Genomic DNA, 19,281 nt, shown 5'->3' with positions numbered 1-19,281 from the left:
TATTTCGATTAAAAACAATGGGTTAATTATTTAATGTTATCGTCACAGTCTGAGTGTTATTATTTTGACGGTAAACTTTTGCCACCCGAATGAACCAGGGAGAGGATGATGTACGGTACTTTTACTAGCTTGCTTTTATTGCTAGGAGTCGCGGTTATCTTAGTGTGGGCGTTTCGCCGAATAAAACTACCGGCAATTTTGGCGTATCTATGTGCTGGTATTATCGCCGGGCCTCATGTGATGGCATGGATTCCCGATCCTGACGAATACCACCTGATTGCTGAACTGGGCATCGTACTACTGCTGTTTTCGCTTGGGCTGGAGTTTTCATTACCAAAGATGATTGCGATGCGGCGCTGGGTATTTGGTCTTGGTGCTGCGCAAGTGCTTGGTTGTCTACTGATCTTCCTGTTGGTTGGTTTTCTAATACTCGGTAACTGGGGCTCGGCGTTAGCCATTGCCGGTGCGCTGGCGCTGTCGTCGACAGCGGTGGTTATTAAACAGCTTACAGAGAGCTCACAGACAGCCACCCGTCGCGGTCAAATGACGGTTGCTGTGTTGCTGTTTCAGGACATCGCCGTCGTTCCATTATTGATTGTAATTCCTCTATTGGCGGGCAGTGGCGATGGCAATATTGGCTACCTACTACTGATGGCTATGGTCAAAGGTGCGGCTGTTATAGCGGTACTAATGGGAGTTGGTAAGTGGATACTGCCTTTTGTTTTTCGTGAGATCGCTAACCAGCGCACCGATGAGCTGTTTGTATTAGCGACACTTCTAGTTGCCTTAGTAGCCGGTGGCGTTACTCATTTGTTTGGTTTGTCGATGGCACTGGGTGCCTTTTTAGCTGGTATGATGCTGGGCGAAAGCAAGTATAAACATCAGTTAGAAGCCGATATTCGCCCGTTTCGAGATATTTTGATGGGGTTGTTTTTTACCACCGTGGGCATGCAACTTGCGCTTAACTCGTTTATTCAGTCAATCCACTGGATTCTGTTAATCATGCTGGCGATGACGTTGACTAAATTAGTTATTATTCGGTATGTCGCTAAAGCAATGGGGGAACGCGATAAAGATGCCTGGGGTAGCGCGATATCGCTATTTCAAATGGGTGAGTTTGGCTTTGTTATTGTATCGTTAGCCGGAACTCATGGACTGTTGGATAGCGAAATGGCAACCACCCTAGTGGGTATTGGTGTGTTCAGTATGGCCCTCACGCCAATCGTTATTCAGAAGTTACAGCCACTGGTATCAATAATGGTTAAGGAAGACAGTGGATCATCGGCCAATATTGAGCAACATTTCAATCAACATCAATCAGAAGAAAAAGATCACCCGGTGCTTATCTGCGGTTTTGGACGGGTCGGGCAAACGATAAGCCGCTTCCTGAATGCAGAGGGAATTCGTCATATTGCTGTCGATAATGATCCAATGCGGGTTCAGGAAGCCGTTGCCGGTGGGGCTCCCGTTTACTTTGGTGATTCCGCCAAACGCGATATTCTGCGCGCTGTTGGCGCTGCCAAAACGCCGTTGGTGATTATTAGTTTTGCTGATGACATTCGAGCTACTGAGGTATTAAAAGGCATTCGCGAAATGAATGAGGATGCCTATATTATTGTCCGTAGTCGCGATGATCTTAATCTGGATGTGCTACAAAATGCGGGCGCTTCACAGGTGGTGCCGGATACTTTAGAAGCAAGCTTGATGCTAATTTCTCACGTAATGAGCCGCAGCGGCATACCTATTCGTCGAATATTATCGAGACTTGATCAAGAGCGACGCAACCATTACGGCGATATGCATGGGTTTTATCCGGGCTCGCAAACATCGTTAGACTCAGAAACCGCCGACAAACTGGAGTTTTTACACGCGGTTAACTTGCCCGAAGGTGCCTGGGCGGTGGGTAAAGCGATTGATGCACTCGACTGGGAACGGCATCACGTAAAATTAAAAGCATTACGTCGCGACGATGTTGAAGTTTCTGAGCCAGAAAGTCATTTCGAGCTGCGCTCTGACGATGTTGTGTTGTTAAGCGGAAGGCCCCGGCATGTGGAGGCTGCAGAGCGGTGGCTGCTAGAAGGCTAATGCTTTTGTAATAGTCAGTTACAACTTATCCGTAAAAAAACACAGTTCGCAATAGTTAAGGTCTAACAATTTACATTTGATAAGACGATAATACACGGTATTAGAACTAGGATTCCTTAACTTTGAGCGAACTGTGATGAAAATAAAAAAACGCGCTTTTATACCACCACTTATTATCATTGTTGCAATCGCATTAGCGGTCGTTGCCAGTATGTCGGCAAAGCCGCCCGAGCAGAAACAGCAACAAAAACCCGGTGCTATGGTCGAAGTGAAAGAAGTGTCGCCTCGCGACATGACTTTTTTAGTCGACTCGCAAGGCACTGCAGTGCCGAAGTACTCCACCACACTACTAGCAGAAGTCAGTGGTCAAATTATTGAGGTCTCGGATAAGTATAACGCCGGTGGCTTCTTTAAAAAGGGTGAGATGCTATTGCAAATTGACCCGTCCGACTACCAAGTTGCGGTGCAACAGGCTCGTGCTCAGCTGTTGCAAGCTCAGGCGTCACTAGAAGAAGAAAGGGCCCGCTCTAAGGTAGCGGAAGAAGAATGGTCGCAGTTTACCGACGGTGAAGCGCCGGCGCTGGGCCTGCGTAAACCGCAGTTAGCCAGTGCATTGGCCTCGTTAGAGTCGGCCGAAGCTAATCTGGCGATGGCCCAACGTAACCTGGAGCGAACTACTATTAAAGCGCCTTATGACAGTGTGCTGCGTTCTAAACAAGCTGGATTAGGTCAGTTTGTCGGTGCTGGTGCTCAGATTGCAACACTGTTTGGTACTGAAGTCGCCGAGGTAAGACTGCCGCTAAGTGACTTAGATGTGACTTATCTAAACTTGCCCGAAGAAGGCTCAGAACATCCCAAAGTACTACTTGAATCGCAAGTTTCAGGGGTTGATACCGAATGGCTTGGGAGCTTGGTGCGCACTGAGGGTGTTTTGGACGAAAACAGTCGGGTTATTTATGGTGTGGTCGAAGTACAAGACCCCTATAACCTAAGTGCCGATAGTCATGAGCAACCGTTGCGTTTTGGTCGGTTTGTGCAGGCACAAGTTAAAGGGCAGCAGGTTAGCGATGTGATGGAAGTGCCCACTTATGCGATTAATCCTGATGACACGGTATGGGTCGTCGGCGACGAACGGCAATTAAATAAAAAGCCAGTAGAGGTTATTCGTACTCAGCAAAATACCAGCATTGTCGGTTCCGGCTTAGAAAAAGGCGATAAAGTCGTATTAACGCAGCTGAAAAATGCGTTGACGGGTATGAAAGTGCGCTTGCCCGGAGACCCATTGCCGGAGCAGATGGAGTCGAGCGAAGTGGCAGAGAAATCTAATCAAGTGGCTGAAAATGCCAATAGTGAAAGCGAGTAATAACCATGACAATAGATACCAATAAAGGAATCATTGCCTGGTTCGCACGCAACACTGTTGCCGCTAACCTGTTAATGATTCTAATTCTGGTGGCAGGCGTTATGTCGGTATTTTCCGTCCGTAAGCAAATGTTCCCGGAAATAGAACTTAATATTATCAGTATTCAGGTGCCATTCCCGGGCGCCGCTCCGCAAGAAGTTGAACAAGGCGTCATCATGCTCATCGAAGATGCCATCGAGGATGTTGATGGCATCGAAGAGATGACCTCGCGCTCTCGCGAGGGCGGAGGTAGTGTCACTCTTGAAGTCGAACCGGACTATGACGTTCAGGTGGTGATGGATGAAGTTAAAATGCTGGTTGATGCTATTCCTAACTTCCCGCAACAAATTGAAAAGCCCAATATTTATCGGGTTCGGCCAAACCGTGAAGTGATCTGGATGACCGTTTACGGTGATGTTAACGAGCGAACCCGCAAGGAGCTCGCGAAAAGCTTTCGCGATGAATTAAAATCGGTAGGCGGCATTACTAAGGTTGACGTGATTGGTGACCGCAACTATGAGATCGCTATTGAAATATCGCAACAGGATCTAGAACGCTACGGATTAACCTTTCAAGAGATTGTCAATGCGGTTCGCGGAACCTCGATTGATGTGGCCGGCGGTTCCATAAAAACACCGAACGGCGATATTTTGCTGCGTGCTAATAACCAGGCCTACGAAGGCGATGAGTTCGAGAAAATTGTTTTAGTAAGCCGTCCTGACGGCACGCGGTTAACGCTGGGTGATATTGCAACTGTTAACGATGGGTTTGTCGAGACGGAAGCATTTACCCGCTTTGATGGAAAGCCGGCAACCTTTATCCGGGTTAACTCAGTCGGTGATCAAAACGATTTAAAAATTGCCGAATACGTTAAGAACTTTGTCGAGCGTAAGCAAAAAGAGCTACCTAACGATGTTCAGCTCGCTCAGTGGGGCGACTCTTCCTATTATTTACAGGGCCGGCTGGATCTGATGTTGAATAACATGTGGATCGGTGGTCTGTTAGTGTTCCTGATGCTGTCGCTTTTCTTGCAGTTACGACTAGCATTTTGGGTAATGTTGGGGATTCCGGTCTGTTTCCTGGGTACCATCGCCTTGATGCCGCTACCAATGTTCGACATATCAATAAATATGATTTCGCTGTTTGGTTTCATATTGGTACTGGGGATAGTGGTGGATGACGCCATTGTTATTGGTGAAAGTGCTTATACTGAAATCGAAGAAAAGGGCAAAAGCGTCGATAACGTCGTCGCAGGCGCCAAACGCGTGGCTATGCCAGCAACCTTTGGAGTGCTGACAACCATGGTCGCTTTTATCCCGATGTTAATGGTAGAAGGCGGGATGGGAGCTATATGGCAGTCAATCGCGTGGGTCGTCATTTTATGTTTGGGTTTCTCTTTGGTTGAATCCAAGCTGATTTTGCCAGCCCACATTGCCAACATGAAATACTCAAAAAGCCAGGGCGAAAAAGAAAACAGGTTCCAGCGTTTTCGTAATGGCTTTGCCAAGGCGGTACAACACTTTGTAAATACTAAGTACCGCCCGTTCCTGAAAAAATGTCTGCATTATCGTTACACCACCTTGGCTAGTTTTGTTGGCCTACTAATACTAATGATTGGACTGATTAGTGGTGGCATTGTGCGTTGGGTACTTTTCCCCGATATCCCGAGTGATTTTATCCGCGCCAACGTCGAAATGCAGCCAGGTAGCTCTGAAGAACGTACGATAGAAGTTGTATCGCGGGTATCAGAAGCACTGACTGCGGTTAATAACAAAATCAAGGACGAGGAAGGTGACGGCGTTGTTCGCCACACCAATATTTGGTTAAACGGTACTGAACAAGGGACTATTTTTGCTGAGTTGAAAAAAGGCGAAGACCGCAACATTGACGGTTATGAAATCGTTAATCAGTGGCGTGAATCAGTGCCTGAGTTGGCGGGTGTGCGGGCTATCAACTTTCAGGGCGGAATCGGAGGAGGCAGTGGCTTTGATCTCGAGTTCCGTCTGACCGGTGATAATCTGGACGCTTTAAAGGCGGCCGCTGACGAATTGAAATCGGTATTAGGTGATTACGATGGGGTATTCGATATAGAAGATACCTTTGGAGATGGTAAGGATGAAATCCTGTTGACCACCAAACCGTTAGCCGAGGCGATGGGGATAAATCTGGCCGAACTTGCAACTCAGGTACGCTACGCGTTTTATGGCGCCGAAGCACAAAGGATTCAGCGTGGTGACGAAGAAATTAAAGTGATGGTCCGTTACCCAGAATCGCAGCGTCAGTCGGTCGGCAACTTGCAGGATATGAAGCTGCGCACTGCCGATGGCTCTGAGATTCCATTCACAGAACTGGCTGACATTGAGTTTGCCGAAGGGTATGACACCATTACCCGGATTGACCGTGAACGCTCAGTGAATGTCAGAGCTCGGGTGGATAAAGAGTCGGTCGAACCGTTCCGTATTGTAAAAGAAGTGCGCGAACAGAAAATTCAGGAAATTCTGGACCAGTATCCGAGCGTTGGCTTCCAGCTACAGGGCGCGACTCAGGACGAAGCAGAAGCGACCGGTTCGTTAGCTTTAGGCGGTCTGCTGGCGATGTTTGCAGTGTACGCCTTGATGGCTATTCCGCTGCGCTCATACAGTCAGCCGTTAATCATTATGTCGGTTATTCCGTTTGGTATGATCGGTGCCATTATTGGGCACTGGATCATCGGGATGCCAGTCAGCATATTGAGCTTATTCGGCATTATCGCGTTGGCCGGGGTGGTCGTTAATGACAGTCTGGTTATGGTTGACTATGTCAACAAAGCGCGGGCGGTCGGAACCGATTTACGCCACGCTGTGCTAGACGCAGGTTGTCGCCGTTTCCGCGCGATTACGTTAACCTCGTTAACGACTTTCTTTGGTCTGTTACCGATAGTGTTAGAAAAGAGCTTACAAGCAAAAATTGTTATTCCAATGGCAATTTCGCTGGCTTTCGGTATCGTGTTTGCCACGGTAATAACACTGCTACTAATTCCATGTTTGTATCTTATTTTGGCGGATGCAAAACGTGGCATGCAGAGCTTTTTATCCTGGTATGGGCTGGCTAAACCGCCCGAGCCTAAAGACATGAGTACAAAAGAAGCGTTGGAAGACTACTAGTCAACCAGCTATAAACTGCACTGTAAAAAAGCCGCTTTGCGGCTTTTTTACCTTTCGTCCGTCATATTTTGTTAATATAGCACTATTAGACTGTGCAAAAGCTCAAGGAAATGATGGCATGCTGCTCTCACTGCTCGATTTTATCGCGTTAGTCTTTTTCTTTTTTTGCTGGATCGGCTATTCGCTATTTGCTCATAAACGAGCAAAAACTACGCATAGCCTATCAAGTATCCTCTGTACTCTTCGTATTGACTGGATGCAGACGGTGATGCACAAAGACAATCAAATCGCGGATGCTTCGCTGATTGGAAACGTCGAGCGCACGGTGACCTTTTTTGCCTCCTCAACTGTATTAGTGCTAGCTGGTGTGATTACCGTTCTCGCTAATTCTGAGGAAGTGGTGCAAGTACTTAATGAACTTCCGCTAACGCCAGCCACCAGTGCCATCATGGTACAGTTTCAATTGGCGGTATTGGCACTTATTTTCATTTATGCCTTCTTTAAGTTTACCTGGTCAATTCGTCAGTTTGGCTTTGTTTCTGTGTTATTGGGCGCGTCTGTAAAGTATCAACAGCAGAATCGCGGCGAAGAAGAACGCGTGAGATTTGCTCACCACGCGGCCAAAGTTCTTGATCAGTCAGGTCACGAATACAATAAAGGTCTACGTACGTACTATTTTGCATTAGCGTATTTAACCTGGTTTTTGCATCCAGCATTATTAATTGTTGCCAGCAGCCTGGTGGTGTTTATTCTTTACCGGCGTGAATATAACTCTCGAGTTTTGCGAGAATTACTGGCAACCCATGGATTTACACCCGGTAAAAAGAACAGGAGTTAGTTTTGGAAACGGTATTCAACGACTTTCTCGGTTGGACTCGTGAGCACCAGTGGGGCTATAACGGCCGCTTTGATAAAACATTGGACAATGGCACAGAATTAACGGTTTGGGATAGCGGTGTGCTGCTGGTTGAACCTAAGTCATCCAGCGACAAAGATATTGTTATTTCCTGTGCGGTGCATGGTAACGAAACGGCTCCCATTGAAATATGCCGCGATATTATTCAGGATATTATTGAACAACGACAACCGGTTCAGCATCGTAGCTTATTCTTAATCGCCAATCCGGCTTCGATTAATGTTGGTCGCCGGTTTGTTGAAGAAAATATGAACCGTTTATTCAGCGGAGCTCATAGCCGCGGCGAAGTTATTAATCCAGAGCGGGAACGGGCGGCAAAGATAGAACAATACGTCGAGCGTTTTTTTAATGAGGCGCCGACGGGTAAGCGGCGTCGTTATCATTATGATTTACACACGGCTATCAGAGACTCAAAACGCGAAAAGTTTGCGGTCTATCCCTATACTCATGGTAAGCCGTACAATAAGCAACAACTGCAGTTTCTGTTAGCCTGTGGCGTTGATACAGTATTGCTCAATCAGGCACCAACGACAACTTTTTCGTACTTTAGCGCACATCAGTTTAACGCTCATGCATTTACCGTAGAGTTGGGCAAAGTACGCCCCTTTGGCGACAATAAACGCGATGATTTTGCTGCTGCGGAAAATGCATTTAGACAGCTTATAGGGCAGCCGGAACCCGATCTAGAGCCTTTTAAACCGGAACAACATTATGTCTTCGCAGAAGCGCAGACAATTAATCGTCAGAACCAAAATTTCGAACTTAACTTTGATGATAACACCGCTAATTTTACTGCCTTTGATAAAGGCGAGGTATTAGCCGTCGATGGCGGTAAAGAGGTGCGAGCTATACATGATAACGAGCATATTATCTTTCCTAACGCTAAGGTCGCGCTGGGGCAACGAGCGTTACTTACCGTTGTGCGGGTGCCGACTGAGTCGCTGGAACTGGTCTAATTTGCGTCGATAGATTGTTAAAACTGTTCGTTTCTATTTACACTTAGCGCACTGATTAAACAGCAGTGCGCTATTTGCATAGCACTTTACGTAAAGGTAAAGTAGCGGCAATTTTCCACCCTGCTGACAACCGAAAGAGAAGGTTATGGCCAAGGATAAAAAACACAATACAGAGATTGTGACCAAGCCGAAATGGTTTGATAAAGATTCTGTCACAATTCCGATGCTGCAAATTTTAAAAGAAGATGGCAGCTTTCATAAAGATGCCGATATGCCGGAATATGATAAAGAGCTGATCGTGAAGATTCACGACACCATGCAATTTATTCGTATTCTTGATGAGCGCATGATTGCGGCACAACGTCAGGGGCGTATTAGCTTTTACCTCGCTTCCCGTGGTGAGGAAGCAGAGAGCGTTGCTTCTGCGGCAGCACTTGATGCCGGCGACATGATCATGGGTCAATATCGTGAGCAAGGCGCGTTGGCCTATCGGGGCTTTACCGTTGAACAATTTATGAATCAACTGTTCTCTAACGAGAAAGACCTAGGTAAAGGTCGTCAGATGCCAGTTCACTACGGCTGTGCTGACTTGAACTTTATGACCATCTCTTCGCCATTGGGTACGCAGATACCGCAAGCTACCGGCTATGCGTTTGGCCAGAAGATGGACAAAACCGGCAAGTGCACTATTTGCTACTTTGGTGAAGGCGCGGCCTCGGAAGGTGACTTCCACGCGGCGTTGAATATGGCCTCGGTTTACAAAGTACCTGTTATCTTTTTCTGTCGTAATAATGGCTACGCCATTTCGACGCCTGCAGAAGGTGAACAGTACGCCGGTGACGGTATCGCGCCACGCGGCATTGGCTACGGTATGAAAACCATCCGCATCGACGGCAATGATGTGTTTGCAGTACTCAAGGCGACCCAGGAAGCGCGGCGTCTGGCGGTAGAAGAAGACGAGCCAGTTCTTATCGAGGCTATGTCCTATCGTATGTCTGGCCACTCAACCTCGGATGATCCAACCGGTTATCGTACGCGTGATGAAGAATCTGAATGGCAGGCGAAAGATCCGCTTGATCGTTTACAAAAGTGGATGATGAACGAAGGCTGGTTGGATAAAGACCATGTTGAAGAGCATCATGCTGAAGTAAAAGCCAAAGTTCTGGCGGCGTTAAAAGAATCAGAAAAAGTGCCGGTACCTCACATCGATGAGCTGATCAACGATGTTTATGACCAACCGACTGAGCTGTTAAAAGAACAGTTAGAAGAGCTAAAAGAACACATTCGTAAGTATCCGGATGCCTACAGCAAAACGTCAGGGAGAATGGACTAATGGCTAAAATGAATTTACTACAAGCCATCAACAGCGCATTAGACCTGGCGATGGCCAAGCATGACAACGTATATAGCTTTGGTGAAGACACCGGTGGTTTTGGTGGTGTATTCCGTGCAACTTCTGGTCTTACCGAGAAATACGGTAAGCACCGTAATTTTAATACACCATTGGTTGAGCAGGGCATTATTGGTTTTGCCAATGGCCTTGCGTCTCAGGGAAGCTACGCCATTGCCGAAATTCAATTTGGCGATTATATCTTTCCGGCGTTTGACCAAATAGTTAACGAAACGGCTAAGTTCCGCTACCGTTCAGGTAACGAATTTAACGTAGGCGGTTTAACCATCCGTACACCATACGGCGGTGGTATCGCCGGCGGTCATTATCATTCACAGTCACCAGAAGCGTATTTTGCCCATACTCCGGGAATTAAAATTGTCACGCCGCGTAATCCTTATGAAGCAAAAGGATTATTGCTCAGCGCTATTTTTGATAAAAACCCGGTATTGTTCATGGAGCCGAAGCGCTTATACCGTGCTTCGACCGGCGAAGTTCCCGAAGAAGAATACACCATTCCATTAGGCAAAGCCGAAGTGGTTAAAGAAGGTAATGACATTACCGTTCTGGGCTGGGGTGCGCAGATGGAAATGACTGAGAAAGCAGTCGAACAAGCCGAAAAAGATGGTGTTTCGTGTGAAGTTATTGACCTGCGCACTATCTCTCCGTGGGACGTTGAAACGGTAACTCAATCGGTATTAAAAACTGGACGTTTGGTGATCAGCCAGGAAGCTCCGATTACTGGTGGTTTTGCCAGTGAAATCGCGGCAACGGTCCAGGATAAATGCTTTTTATACCTAGAGTCGCCGATTGCCCGAGTCAGTGGCATCGACGTACCTTATCCGTTATGTCATGAGAAAGAATACATGGCGGATCATTTAAAAATTTATGAAGCGATCAAACGCTCAATGAATTACTAAGGACCCATCGACATGAGTAAAGACTTTATTCTGCCCGATATCGGCGAAGGGATCGTAGAGTGCGAAATCGTTGAGTGGCTGGTTGCCGAGGGTGACGAGGTAAAAGAAGACCAACCTGTGGTTGAAGTCATGACTGATAAGGCCATGGTTGAAATTCCTGCTAAAGACGACGGCGTTGTGGAGAAGCTTTATTATTCAAAAGGGGATATCGCCAAGGTTCACGAACCCTTGTTTGCTATTAACCCAGCTGATGGCTCTTCTGATAACGATGTAGCTCGCGCCTCTGACGCAAGTGAAGACGCACCAGAAAAGACCACAGGTTCCGCCGACAGCACCAACGGTGATAACAGCGCCGGTACCACCGACTTTATTCTACCTGATATTGGTGAAGGGATTGTCGAGTGCGAAATCGTTGAATGGTTAGTGTCTGAAGGTGATGAAGTAAAAGAAGATCAGCCGGTGGTCGAAGTGATGACCGATAAAGCAACGGTTGAGATTCCGGCGAAAGACGACGGTACCGTGGTTAAGCTGTATCACAAGAAGGGTGATATTGCCGAAGTCCACAAGCCGTTGTTTGCCTTGAAGCCTGCGGGCGGCGTTCAAGAATCGGGTTCAAATGCCCCTCAGAGTCATGTTGAACCTGAGTCTAAGACTCCGTCATCTGACTCCAAAGCAGAAGCTGAACCACCGGCGAAAGCGCGTCAGGGTAAAGCGATTGCCAGCCCTGCTGTGCGCCGTTTAGCACGCGAAAACGATATCAATATTGCGGACGTCGATGGCTCCGGCAAAAAGGGCCGGGTATTAAAGCAAGATATCAAAGACTTTGTTGCTGGCGATTCAGCTGAAAAACCGGAAACAGCAGCAGCTCCTGCAGCAGCTCAGACAACCGGTGGCACTCGTACCGAAGCAATTCGTGGCGTTAAAGCTGCAATGGCGAAGCAGATGATGAAGTCGGTTAGTACTATTCCGCACTTTACTTATGCGGATGAATTTGACGTTACCGACTTGATTGCCTTGCGTGAAAAGCTGAAAGAACAATATAAAGAGAAAGGCATTCGTTTAACCGTTATGCCGTTCTTTATAAAAGCTCTGTCGCTGGCGCTTAAAGAGTTTCCGATAATGAATGCTCAGGTTAACGAAGACTGCACTGAAATTACCTATTTTGACGACCACAACATTGGAATGGCTGTGGATACTAAGATAGGTCTGCTAGTGCCGAATGTTAAACAGGTGCAAAATAAGAGCATTATTGATGTGGCCAACGAAGTGACACGTCTGACCCAGGCGTCGCGCGAGGGTAAATTGCCACAGGCGGATATGAAGCAGGGCACCATCAGTATCTCCAATATTGGAGTTATTGGCGGCACTGTCGCAACGCCGATTATCAATAAGCCAGAAGCGGCGATTGTTGCCTTAGGTAAGGTGCAGGAACTGCCTCGCTTTGATGCCAATGGCAATGTGGTTGCACGTAAGATCATGACAGTAAGCTGGTCAGGTGACCACCGCATTATTGATGGCGGTACCATAGCTCGCTTTAACAAACGCTGGCAGGAATTCCTGGAAGATCCCACCAGTATGTTAGTCAATATGGTGTAGGTGGCGTCTTTGACGCAACTTTTACCGTAGCTCGGCTCTCACCGGGCTACGGTAAAGTACTTACGAACGTAGACGCTGGAAGATTAAACCGCTGATGATCAGCACTAAGCCTAAGATAGTGCTTAGATGGATTGTTTCACCGATAATCTGGTTTAACAGTAATAGCGAGATAAACGGCGATAAGAAGATTAAATTACTGATCAGTGATGTATTGCTGGCGGTTTTCATCGCCGTCATCCAGAGCAGGAAAGTAACCCCCATTTCGAATAACCCAACATAACTAACCGCTAACCAGCCTTGCCAGGGAATCCCGCTCCAGTCAGTGGTCATTAAACTTAACACGATTAAAAAAGGCAGTGCCAGACCAAAGGCTAAGACCAGTTGTACGATCGATTCGGCATTGCGCTTTGTATTGATAATCCAGTAACTGGCCCACAAAAAGGTCGACAGTAGCGCCCAGAAAACGCCCCAGGGGTTAGAAAAGCTTAATCCCAGAATATCTCCGCGCGTCGCTATTATTAATACGCCTAAATAACCAAAAGCACTGGCAATCCAGTCGCGTTTGCGAATCTTTTGCTTCAAAAAAAATGCGGCCATAAAGGTTAAGGCAATAGCCCAGGTATAATTTAATGGCTGAGCTTCTGAAGCCGGCAGTAACTGATACGCCTGAAACAGCACCAAATAGTAGAGAGTTGGATTGAGCAGCCCAATCAACAGGTAATACAGCGGCATGCGACGTAGCTCAAGCAGCAATAACTGTTGTTTACCACGCGATAGTGCAATAGCTAGCAAAATAAAAAAGGATACCGTGCTGGCGGCGGTGACCATTTGCAGCGGTGTTAAGTAGTTGAGGGTTATTTTAAAAGCAGTGGCGACGGTGGACCACAGTAATACTGCAGCCAACGCAAATATCATTGCCCGTTTGTCGTTTGCGGTTAATGCCACTGAACCTCCGTGCGAACTTCTACCCCTGCTGATTATCCGCGAGGATAGCGTAAATTGCGTCTTAATGCGTATTTAAAATCGTTATACTGTGTGCTGAAACAAGGAGTCGATATGCAACCATCTATTTCGGTGATCACCCTCGCGGTTGATGACTTAGCAAAAGCAGTAGCGTTTTATCAAGAAGGTCTTGGATTACCCACAAAAGGCATTGTTGGTAATGCGGAGCGGGACACTCAGGTCGCTTTTTTTAAGCTCAATAACAATCTTAAACTGGCCTTATGGCCGCGGCAAAGCCTGCAGCGTCAAACCGGCTGTTCGGTAACAGGACACGGCGTTTTACTCAGCCACAATGTAGCCACACGCGCTGACGTGGAGTTGATATTAAACACGGTCTCAGCAGCCGGAGGTGTTATTAATAAACCCGCCCATGAACAGCCATGGGGTTGTTTTGGCGGGTATTTCACTGATCCTGAAGGATACACTTGGGAGGTAACGTTTAATCCGAAAACAGTGGGGTAAGCTGATCATATGATCCTTCTCTATATATTGAATGTATAATCAAAAAGATTTTTAGGATTCGATATAAGGTTATACTTAATGCTTTGTGGAAAGGTTAAAACCCAGCTTAATAGTGCACGCGAAGAACTTACCCAATATCAGCAGTTATTGAGCGCTATTGATGCCAATGTTGCTCGTATAGATTTTTCTCCCGACGGGCATATTATTAATGCAAACACTATTTTTTTGGCGACTATGGGTTATGACCTTGAGCAAGTTGTAGCACAACATCACCGGATATTTTGTGATACGGAGCATGTGAACAGCCAGACCTATAAAGAGTTTTGGCAAGACTTAGCGGCAGGTGACTCGCACCATGGGCGGTTTAAAAGACGCCGTAAAAATGGTGAAGAGATCTGGCTAGAGGCGACCTACTTTCCAATTAAAGATGAGCAGGGTCGGGTAAAGTCAGTAACTAAAATTGCAACTGATGTCACTTCCGAGACCAAAGAGCTTGAGCACCAAAGGGCGTTGAGCGTTGCTATTAAGCGATCTATGGCTACCATCGAATTTACTCCTGAAGGAGAAATTATCTGGGCTAACGATCATTTTTTAAATGCGGTTGGCTATGCTTTGGAGGAAGTACGAGGGCAGCATCACCAGATATTTTGCGACGAAAAGTTTTATGCCGATAATCCTCACTTTTGGCAGCAACTCGCTGCTGGTGAATATAAAACCGGGCAATTTAAACGGCTTACACAGGACGCGCAAGTTATCTGGTTAGAAGCGACTTACAATCCAATTTTTGATGATACAGGCAAAGTAGAAAAAGTGGTTAAATTTGCTACTGATGTGACTGAGCGGGTGGAGCAGGCCGATAATGCGGCTAAAGCGGCCGAGATTGCTCATAGCACATCGACGCAAACGGCTTCTATTGTAAAAGATGGATTGGAGAATATCGCGATATCAGTAGATACATCGTCGGTAATAGCCGATAAGAGTAGTGAAGCCGACGAAGTTATTGAACGCTTAAAAGGCCAGTCTGAAAATATTGAAGCGATTGTAAAAACCATTAATGGGTTGGCGGATCAAACTAATTTATTAGCATTAAATGCGGCTATCGAAGCCGCACGCGCCGGTGAACACGGACGTGGCTTTGCGGTTGTCGCCGAAGAAGTTCGTGATCTGGCCAGCCGTACAACAGAGGCAACGTCCGGCATATCCAAGGTTATGGAACAAAGTTCGGAAGTCTCTAACGCGGTCTCTGATCAGATCGATGATATCCAGCAACAGGCGTTGTTAAGTAAACAGCAAATTGAGAAAGCCAAGTTGATTATGGATGAAATTGATCAAGGTGCGACTGACGTGGTTAATGCTGTCAGTCGCTTAACTTGATTAAGCTTTCCGTTTAGCAGTAATACGTCGTACCAGAGTCGGGAAAAAACGCTGTAAAGTAGGGGCTAAAGCACTCAACCCTTTGCCGATAATGGCTTCTGCTTTATTTCTTTCTATCGCGTTGATAATTCCCTCAGCACAAGTGTTCGCGCTAATACCTGATTCAATTTCTGGGTCGTTATGGCCTTGCTGATTACCGTCGGCTTGTAACGCGTTAATGGCAATTTGAGTGTTTACGAATCCAGGTAAAATACTGGTTACCTGAACATTATGCTCTGCCATCTCTGCACGTAAACAGTCCATATAGCCGACTACCGCAAATTTAGCCCCAGAGTAGCCACTCCGGAGCTTACTGCCCACTTTGCCAGCAACACTAGCAACGGTAACAATATGACCTTGCTGACGCTTCACCATTTGCGGCAGAGCAACCTGATTGAGTGCGATCACGCCAAAATAATCAATTTCCATCAATCGCCGGTAAACAGCCAAATCTGTTTCCAGCGCTTCGCTACGCTGAGAAATGCCTGCGTTGTTAATCAGCACATCGATAGTTTGCCCAGATAAGGCTGTTTGCGCATCGGTTTTTGCCTGTTCCGGGTTAGATAGGTCAAGTGCCAAAACCTGATGTGACTCGGAGTTGGCCAGCGATTGTCTCAACTCTTCTAATTGCACTGGTCGGCGTGAGGTTAGAATAAGCCTTGCGCCGCGCTCGGCAAGTTGTTGAGCAAGAGCAAGACCGATGCCTGAGGAGGCACCGGTTAGCCAAATCGTTTTGTCTTTAATGGCTGTCATTGCTTAACCCGCTGGGTACACGTAATTTGCCTGAATTCCCAAAGGCAAGCCAATAGTCCAGTAAAGGATTAAGAACGCTGACCATAATATCAACAGTGCGATGGTATACGGCAGCATCATCGCGACCAGAGTACCGATCCCGGTTCCTTTAACGTAGCGTTGACAATAAAGCACGACTAACGGGAAATAGGGCAGCAGTGGCGTAATAATATTACTGCTCGAATCGCCGACACGATAGGCCGCCTGGGTTAAATCGGGTGAGTATCCTAGTTGCATCAACATCGGCACAAAAATCGGCGATATCAGCGCCCATTTAGCCGAAGCAGAACCGACAAATAGGTTAATAAAGGCCACCAGGTAAACAATACCGACCATCGTTACGCCGCCGGATAGCTCCAGACTGGCCAGGAAGTTTGCGCCTTTAACCGAGATTAAGGTTCCCAGTTGTGAGTCGCCAAAGGCCTTAATGAACAGCGCACAGAAGAAGGCCATAACCATATAGTAGGCCATGTCTTCCATCGACTTGCTCATTGCGCCAATAACGTCCTGCGAATTGGTGAAGTTACCGGATATATAACCGTGAACGATGCCAGGAATAATAAACAGCAGGAAAATAAGCGGCACAATCATACCCATTAGCGGGGCTGAATACGAGGCCAGTTCGCCCGTTGCAGGATCGGCAAGCGGCGTATTGTCTGCACTCGCCCAAAAGTACAATCCAGCCAGGCCTATCACCATGGTAATGACACCTGCGTAAAAGGCTTTCCGGTCTTTCGGTGATACATCATCCAGTGCTGGCATATCTTCGGCGTCGCCATCAATTTCAGCACCGCGTAAACGTGGCTCAACAACTTTATCGGTTAAAAACCAACCGATGGCAATGACTATAATTGAAGAGGCTGCGGTAAAGTAATAGTTATTCAGCGGATTTAATTGCATATCTGCATCGATTATTTGCGCTGCACTCTCGGTAAAGCCCTGCAGTAACGGGTCAATGGCTGACGGCACAAAGTTAGCACTAAACCCACCGGAAACACCGGCAAAGGCAGCTGCAATACCCGCTAATGGGTGTCGACCTGCGGCATAGAAAATAACTCCGCCGAGCGGAATAACCAGCACGTAACCGGCGTCGACCGCAGTATGGCTAACAATAGCCACTAAAATAAGCACCGGTGTCAGCAATGCCTGTGGTGTTACGTTTAGCATTAACTTAATGGCGACGTTGATAAACCCGGAGCGCTCAGCGACCCCCACACCCAACATCGCAACCAATACCACACCCAGCGGCGCAAAGCCCATGAAGGTATCGACCAGATTGGCTAAAAAGCTGGCCATTTCCGGGCCGCTTAGCAGATTGGTGACATTAATCGCTTCGCCGGTCAGCGGATGTTTTTCGTCGAAAGACACGCCGGAAAAGAGCCACGACATAATCCAGACGATAACCAACAAACCAAAGAACATAACCGCGGGATCGGGTAATTTATTACCTACTCGCTCGACGCCGTCAAGCAGGCGATTAAGCAAACCACCCGGTTTTTCCATTGACTCGCGATCGGGTTGTGGAGTTTCAGCCATGAGAACCTCTAATTGTTATTATATAATGTTCGCTTAGGCGGTTATCATAACCATTATTTATACAAGTAACCAAGAGAGAATCGATGATTTGTGGTACCGATGAAGCTGGGCGCGGACCAATTGCCGGTCCGGTTGTTGCAGCAGCCGTTATTCTAGACCCGGAAAACCTGATCGAAGGGCTTAATGACTCAAAAAAGTTAAGTGAAAAAAAACGCAATGCGCTGAGTCTGGAAATCAAAGAAAAAGCCCTGTTTTGGGCGATTGCTCAGGCCGACGTTGATGAAATTGATCAAATTAATATTCTGTGGGCATCGATGAATGCAATGACCCGAGCTGTAGAGGCGCTGCCGGTGGCGCCATCGAAGGTTTTGGTGGACGGTAACCGTGTACCGAAGTTGCAAGTTCCGGCCGAAGCCATTATCGGCGGGGATGCCAGCCAACCCTGTATTGCAGCCGCTTCAATTCTGGCCAAGGTAGAGCGGGATCGACAGATGTTGGAATGGCACCAACACTACCCTCAATATGAATTTGATAAACATAAGGCGTACGGCACCAGCAAACATCTTGAATTGCTTAAATTGCACGGGCCGTGTCCGATTCACCGGAAAAGTTTTCGGCCGGTTAAGGAAATGCTGGCTAACTTGTGAAAACACGGCAATCGGCTTAAAATACGCATCTATTTTACTTCAAAATTACCAACTGATGGACAATCGCATGCAGTCTGCTTCTCATTCTATCCCTCACGTCGATATGCGTCGCTATGACGAAAACTTTGATGCATTTACCCAGGAAGTGGGTAATGGGTATGACAAATATGGTTTTATTGCATTAACGCATCACGGTATCGACACCGCGCTTATTGAACGGGCGCTGGATACCTGTCGGGAGCTATTTGCGCTGCCAGAAGAGGTTAAGATGCAGTACCATCGCCCTGGTCAGGGCGGGGCGCGAGGTTATACCCCGTTCGGCACCGAAATTGCGAAAGATGCTAAGCATGTTGACCTTAAAGAGTTCTGGCATGTCGGCCGGGAAGTTGAGGGTGAACCTGAATACCCGCAGTTGTTGCCTAATGTTTGGCCGCAGGAATTGCCAAAGTTTAAAGATGACATGATCGCGATATACCGCGAACTGGATAAGCTGGGTAATAAAGTGCTGGAAGCTTTGGCCGTATTCCTGGAACAGCCGCAAGACTTCTTCCGCGACAAAGTCAACAACGGTAACTCTATTTTACGGCCGCTGCACTATCCGCCGATTATAGACGAGGGAACGCCGTCGGTGCGGGCTGGTGCGCATGAAGACATTAATGTGTTGACGCTACTGGTGGGCTCACGCGAACCCGGACTCGAAGTGTTAGCAAAAGACGGTAGTTGGGTACCGGTAACGATTATTGAGGGCGCTATCATTTGTAATGTCGGTGATATGCTGCAACGTCTGACCAATCATGTGTTGCCGTCAACCACACACCGTGTGGTTAATCCGCCGGCACCGTATAATGCAAAGTCGCGTTATTCGATTCCTTTTTTCCTGCATTTTAATCCAGATGTCATGATAACGCCGTTGTCTTCCTGTATTAGTGATGACAATCCACAACGTGATCCGGCAATTACCGCAGATGATTACTTAATGGAACGGTTACGTGAAATTGGTTTGGTTAAAGACTAACAAACG

General features: G+C 47.1%; 15 protein-coding genes. 12 read left to right on the top strand and 3 right to left on the bottom strand.

The genetic code is table 11. The features are described from left to right. Positions 1-108: 108 nt before the first annotated feature. The 8 genes from CWI81_RS05335 (at position 109) to CWI81_RS05300 (ending at position 12,408) form a co-directional block, all read left to right on the top strand. Complete coding sequence (locus CWI81_RS05335) at positions 109-2,085, top strand: monovalent cation:proton antiporter family protein (RefSeq protein WP_126784472.1); 1,977 nt, start codon at positions 109-111, stop codon at positions 2,083-2,085. A gap of 136 nt (positions 2,086-2,221) precedes the next feature. After that, positions 2,222-3,448, top strand: a complete 1,227-nt coding sequence (locus CWI81_RS05330) for an efflux RND transporter periplasmic adaptor subunit (RefSeq protein ID WP_126784243.1) — start codon at positions 2,222-2,224, stop codon at positions 3,446-3,448. Between the two features lie 5 nt (positions 3,449-3,453). Then, positions 3,454-6,630 (top strand): efflux RND transporter permease subunit, encoded by a 3,177-nt coding sequence (locus CWI81_RS05325; protein WP_126784242.1) that lies wholly within the window; start codon positions 3,454-3,456, stop codon positions 6,628-6,630. A gap of 118 nt (positions 6,631-6,748) precedes the next feature. Further along, entirely contained in the window at positions 6,749-7,468 is a 720-nt protein-coding gene (locus CWI81_RS05320) for a DUF599 domain-containing protein (protein WP_126784241.1), read from the top strand. Between the two features lie 2 nt (positions 7,469-7,470). Next, entirely contained in the window at positions 7,471-8,502 is a 1,032-nt protein-coding gene (astE, locus tag CWI81_RS05315; protein WP_126784240.1) for a succinylglutamate desuccinylase, read from the top strand. Positions 8,503-8,647: 145 nt separating this feature from the next. Beyond that, a complete protein-coding gene (locus tag CWI81_RS05310; protein ID WP_126784239.1) occupies positions 8,648-9,835 on the top strand; it encodes a thiamine pyrophosphate-dependent dehydrogenase E1 component subunit alpha in 1,188 nt (395 codons plus the stop codon). Beyond that, positions 9,835-10,812, top strand: a complete 978-nt coding sequence (locus tag CWI81_RS05305; RefSeq protein ID WP_126784238.1) for an alpha-ketoacid dehydrogenase subunit beta — start codon at positions 9,835-9,837, stop codon at positions 10,810-10,812. The genes CWI81_RS05310 and CWI81_RS05305 overlap by 1 nt, the downstream gene beginning before the upstream one ends. Positions 10,813-10,824: 12 nt before the next feature. Beyond that, complete coding sequence (locus tag CWI81_RS05300) at positions 10,825-12,408, top strand: dihydrolipoyllysine-residue acetyltransferase (protein WP_126784237.1); 1,584 nt, start codon at positions 10,825-10,827, stop codon at positions 12,406-12,408. Positions 12,409-12,468: 60 nt separating this feature from the next. On the opposite strand, the gene CWI81_RS05295 is transcribed toward CWI81_RS05300, so the two are convergent. Then, on the bottom strand, positions 12,469-13,353 hold the full coding sequence (locus CWI81_RS05295) for a DMT family transporter (protein WP_241970349.1): 885 nt from the start codon (positions 13,351-13,353) through the stop codon (positions 12,469-12,471). A gap of 111 nt (positions 13,354-13,464) precedes the next feature. On the opposite strand from CWI81_RS05295, the gene CWI81_RS05290 reads away from it, so the two are divergent. After that, on the top strand, positions 13,465-13,872 hold the full coding sequence (locus CWI81_RS05290) for a VOC family protein (protein WP_126784236.1): 408 nt from the start codon (positions 13,465-13,467) through the stop codon (positions 13,870-13,872). Positions 13,873-13,950: 78 nt separating this feature from the next. Further along, positions 13,951-15,246 carry a methyl-accepting chemotaxis protein gene (locus tag CWI81_RS12865; RefSeq protein ID WP_126784235.1) on the top strand — a complete coding sequence of 432 codons (1,296 nt, stop codon included), beginning with the start codon at positions 13,951-13,953 and terminating at the stop codon, positions 15,244-15,246. Here CWI81_RS12865 and CWI81_RS05280 read toward each other — a convergent pair whose 3' ends face one another. Further along, positions 15,247-16,038: an SDR family oxidoreductase gene (locus tag CWI81_RS05280; RefSeq protein ID WP_126784234.1), complete on the bottom strand. Its 792-nt coding sequence runs from the start codon at positions 16,036-16,038 to the stop codon at positions 15,247-15,249. A gap of 3 nt (positions 16,039-16,041) precedes the next feature. Further along, positions 16,042-17,613: an AbgT family transporter gene (locus CWI81_RS05275; protein WP_126784233.1), complete on the bottom strand. Its 1,572-nt coding sequence runs from the start codon at positions 17,611-17,613 to the stop codon at positions 16,042-16,044. An 83-nt stretch (positions 17,614-17,696) separates the two neighbouring features. Between CWI81_RS05275 and rnhB the strand changes: the two genes are divergently transcribed. Continuing rightward, complete coding sequence (rnhB, locus tag CWI81_RS05270; protein ID WP_126784232.1) at positions 17,697-18,260, top strand: ribonuclease HII; 564 nt, start codon at positions 17,697-17,699, stop codon at positions 18,258-18,260. Positions 18,261-18,327: 67 nt separating this feature from the next. Continuing rightward, complete coding sequence (locus tag CWI81_RS05265; protein ID WP_126784231.1) at positions 18,328-19,275, top strand: isopenicillin N synthase family dioxygenase; 948 nt, start codon at positions 18,328-18,330, stop codon at positions 19,273-19,275. Positions 19,276-19,281: the final 6 nt, after the last annotated feature.

The sequence above is a fragment of the Idiomarina seosinensis genome (assembly GCF_003987275.1).
GTDB classification, from domain to species: Bacteria; Pseudomonadota; Gammaproteobacteria; order Enterobacterales; family Alteromonadaceae; genus Idiomarina; species Idiomarina seosinensis.
This window is presented reverse-complemented; position numbering and strand designations above follow the sequence as displayed.

Coding starts and splice junctions, on each gene's coding strand:
- CWI81_RS05305 (WP_126784238.1), top strand. CDS start 9,835: ATGGCTAAAATGAATTTACTACAAGCCATCAACAGCGCATTAGACCTG.
- CWI81_RS05335 (WP_126784472.1), top strand. CDS start 109: ATGTACGGTACTTTTACTAGCTTGCTTTTATTGCTAGGAGTCGCGGTT.
- CWI81_RS05275 (WP_126784233.1), bottom strand. CDS start 17,613: ATGGCTGAAACTCCACAACCCGATCGCGAGTCAATGGAAAAACCGGGT.
- CWI81_RS05330 (WP_126784243.1), top strand. CDS start 2,222: ATGAAAATAAAAAAACGCGCTTTTATACCACCACTTATTATCATTGTT.
- CWI81_RS05265 (WP_126784231.1), top strand. CDS start 18,328: ATGCAGTCTGCTTCTCATTCTATCCCTCACGTCGATATGCGTCGCTAT.
- CWI81_RS05280 (WP_126784234.1), bottom strand. CDS start 16,038: ATGACAGCCATTAAAGACAAAACGATTTGGCTAACCGGTGCCTCCTCA.
- CWI81_RS12865 (WP_126784235.1), top strand. CDS start 13,951: ATGCTTTGTGGAAAGGTTAAAACCCAGCTTAATAGTGCACGCGAAGAA.
- rnhB (WP_126784232.1), top strand. CDS start 17,697: ATGATTTGTGGTACCGATGAAGCTGGGCGCGGACCAATTGCCGGTCCG.
- CWI81_RS05300 (WP_126784237.1), top strand. CDS start 10,825: ATGAGTAAAGACTTTATTCTGCCCGATATCGGCGAAGGGATCGTAGAG.
- CWI81_RS05310 (WP_126784239.1), top strand. CDS start 8,648: ATGGCCAAGGATAAAAAACACAATACAGAGATTGTGACCAAGCCGAAA.
- CWI81_RS05320 (WP_126784241.1), top strand. CDS start 6,749: ATGCTGCTCTCACTGCTCGATTTTATCGCGTTAGTCTTTTTCTTTTTT.
- CWI81_RS05325 (WP_126784242.1), top strand. CDS start 3,454: ATGACAATAGATACCAATAAAGGAATCATTGCCTGGTTCGCACGCAAC.
- CWI81_RS05290 (WP_126784236.1), top strand. CDS start 13,465: ATGCAACCATCTATTTCGGTGATCACCCTCGCGGTTGATGACTTAGCA.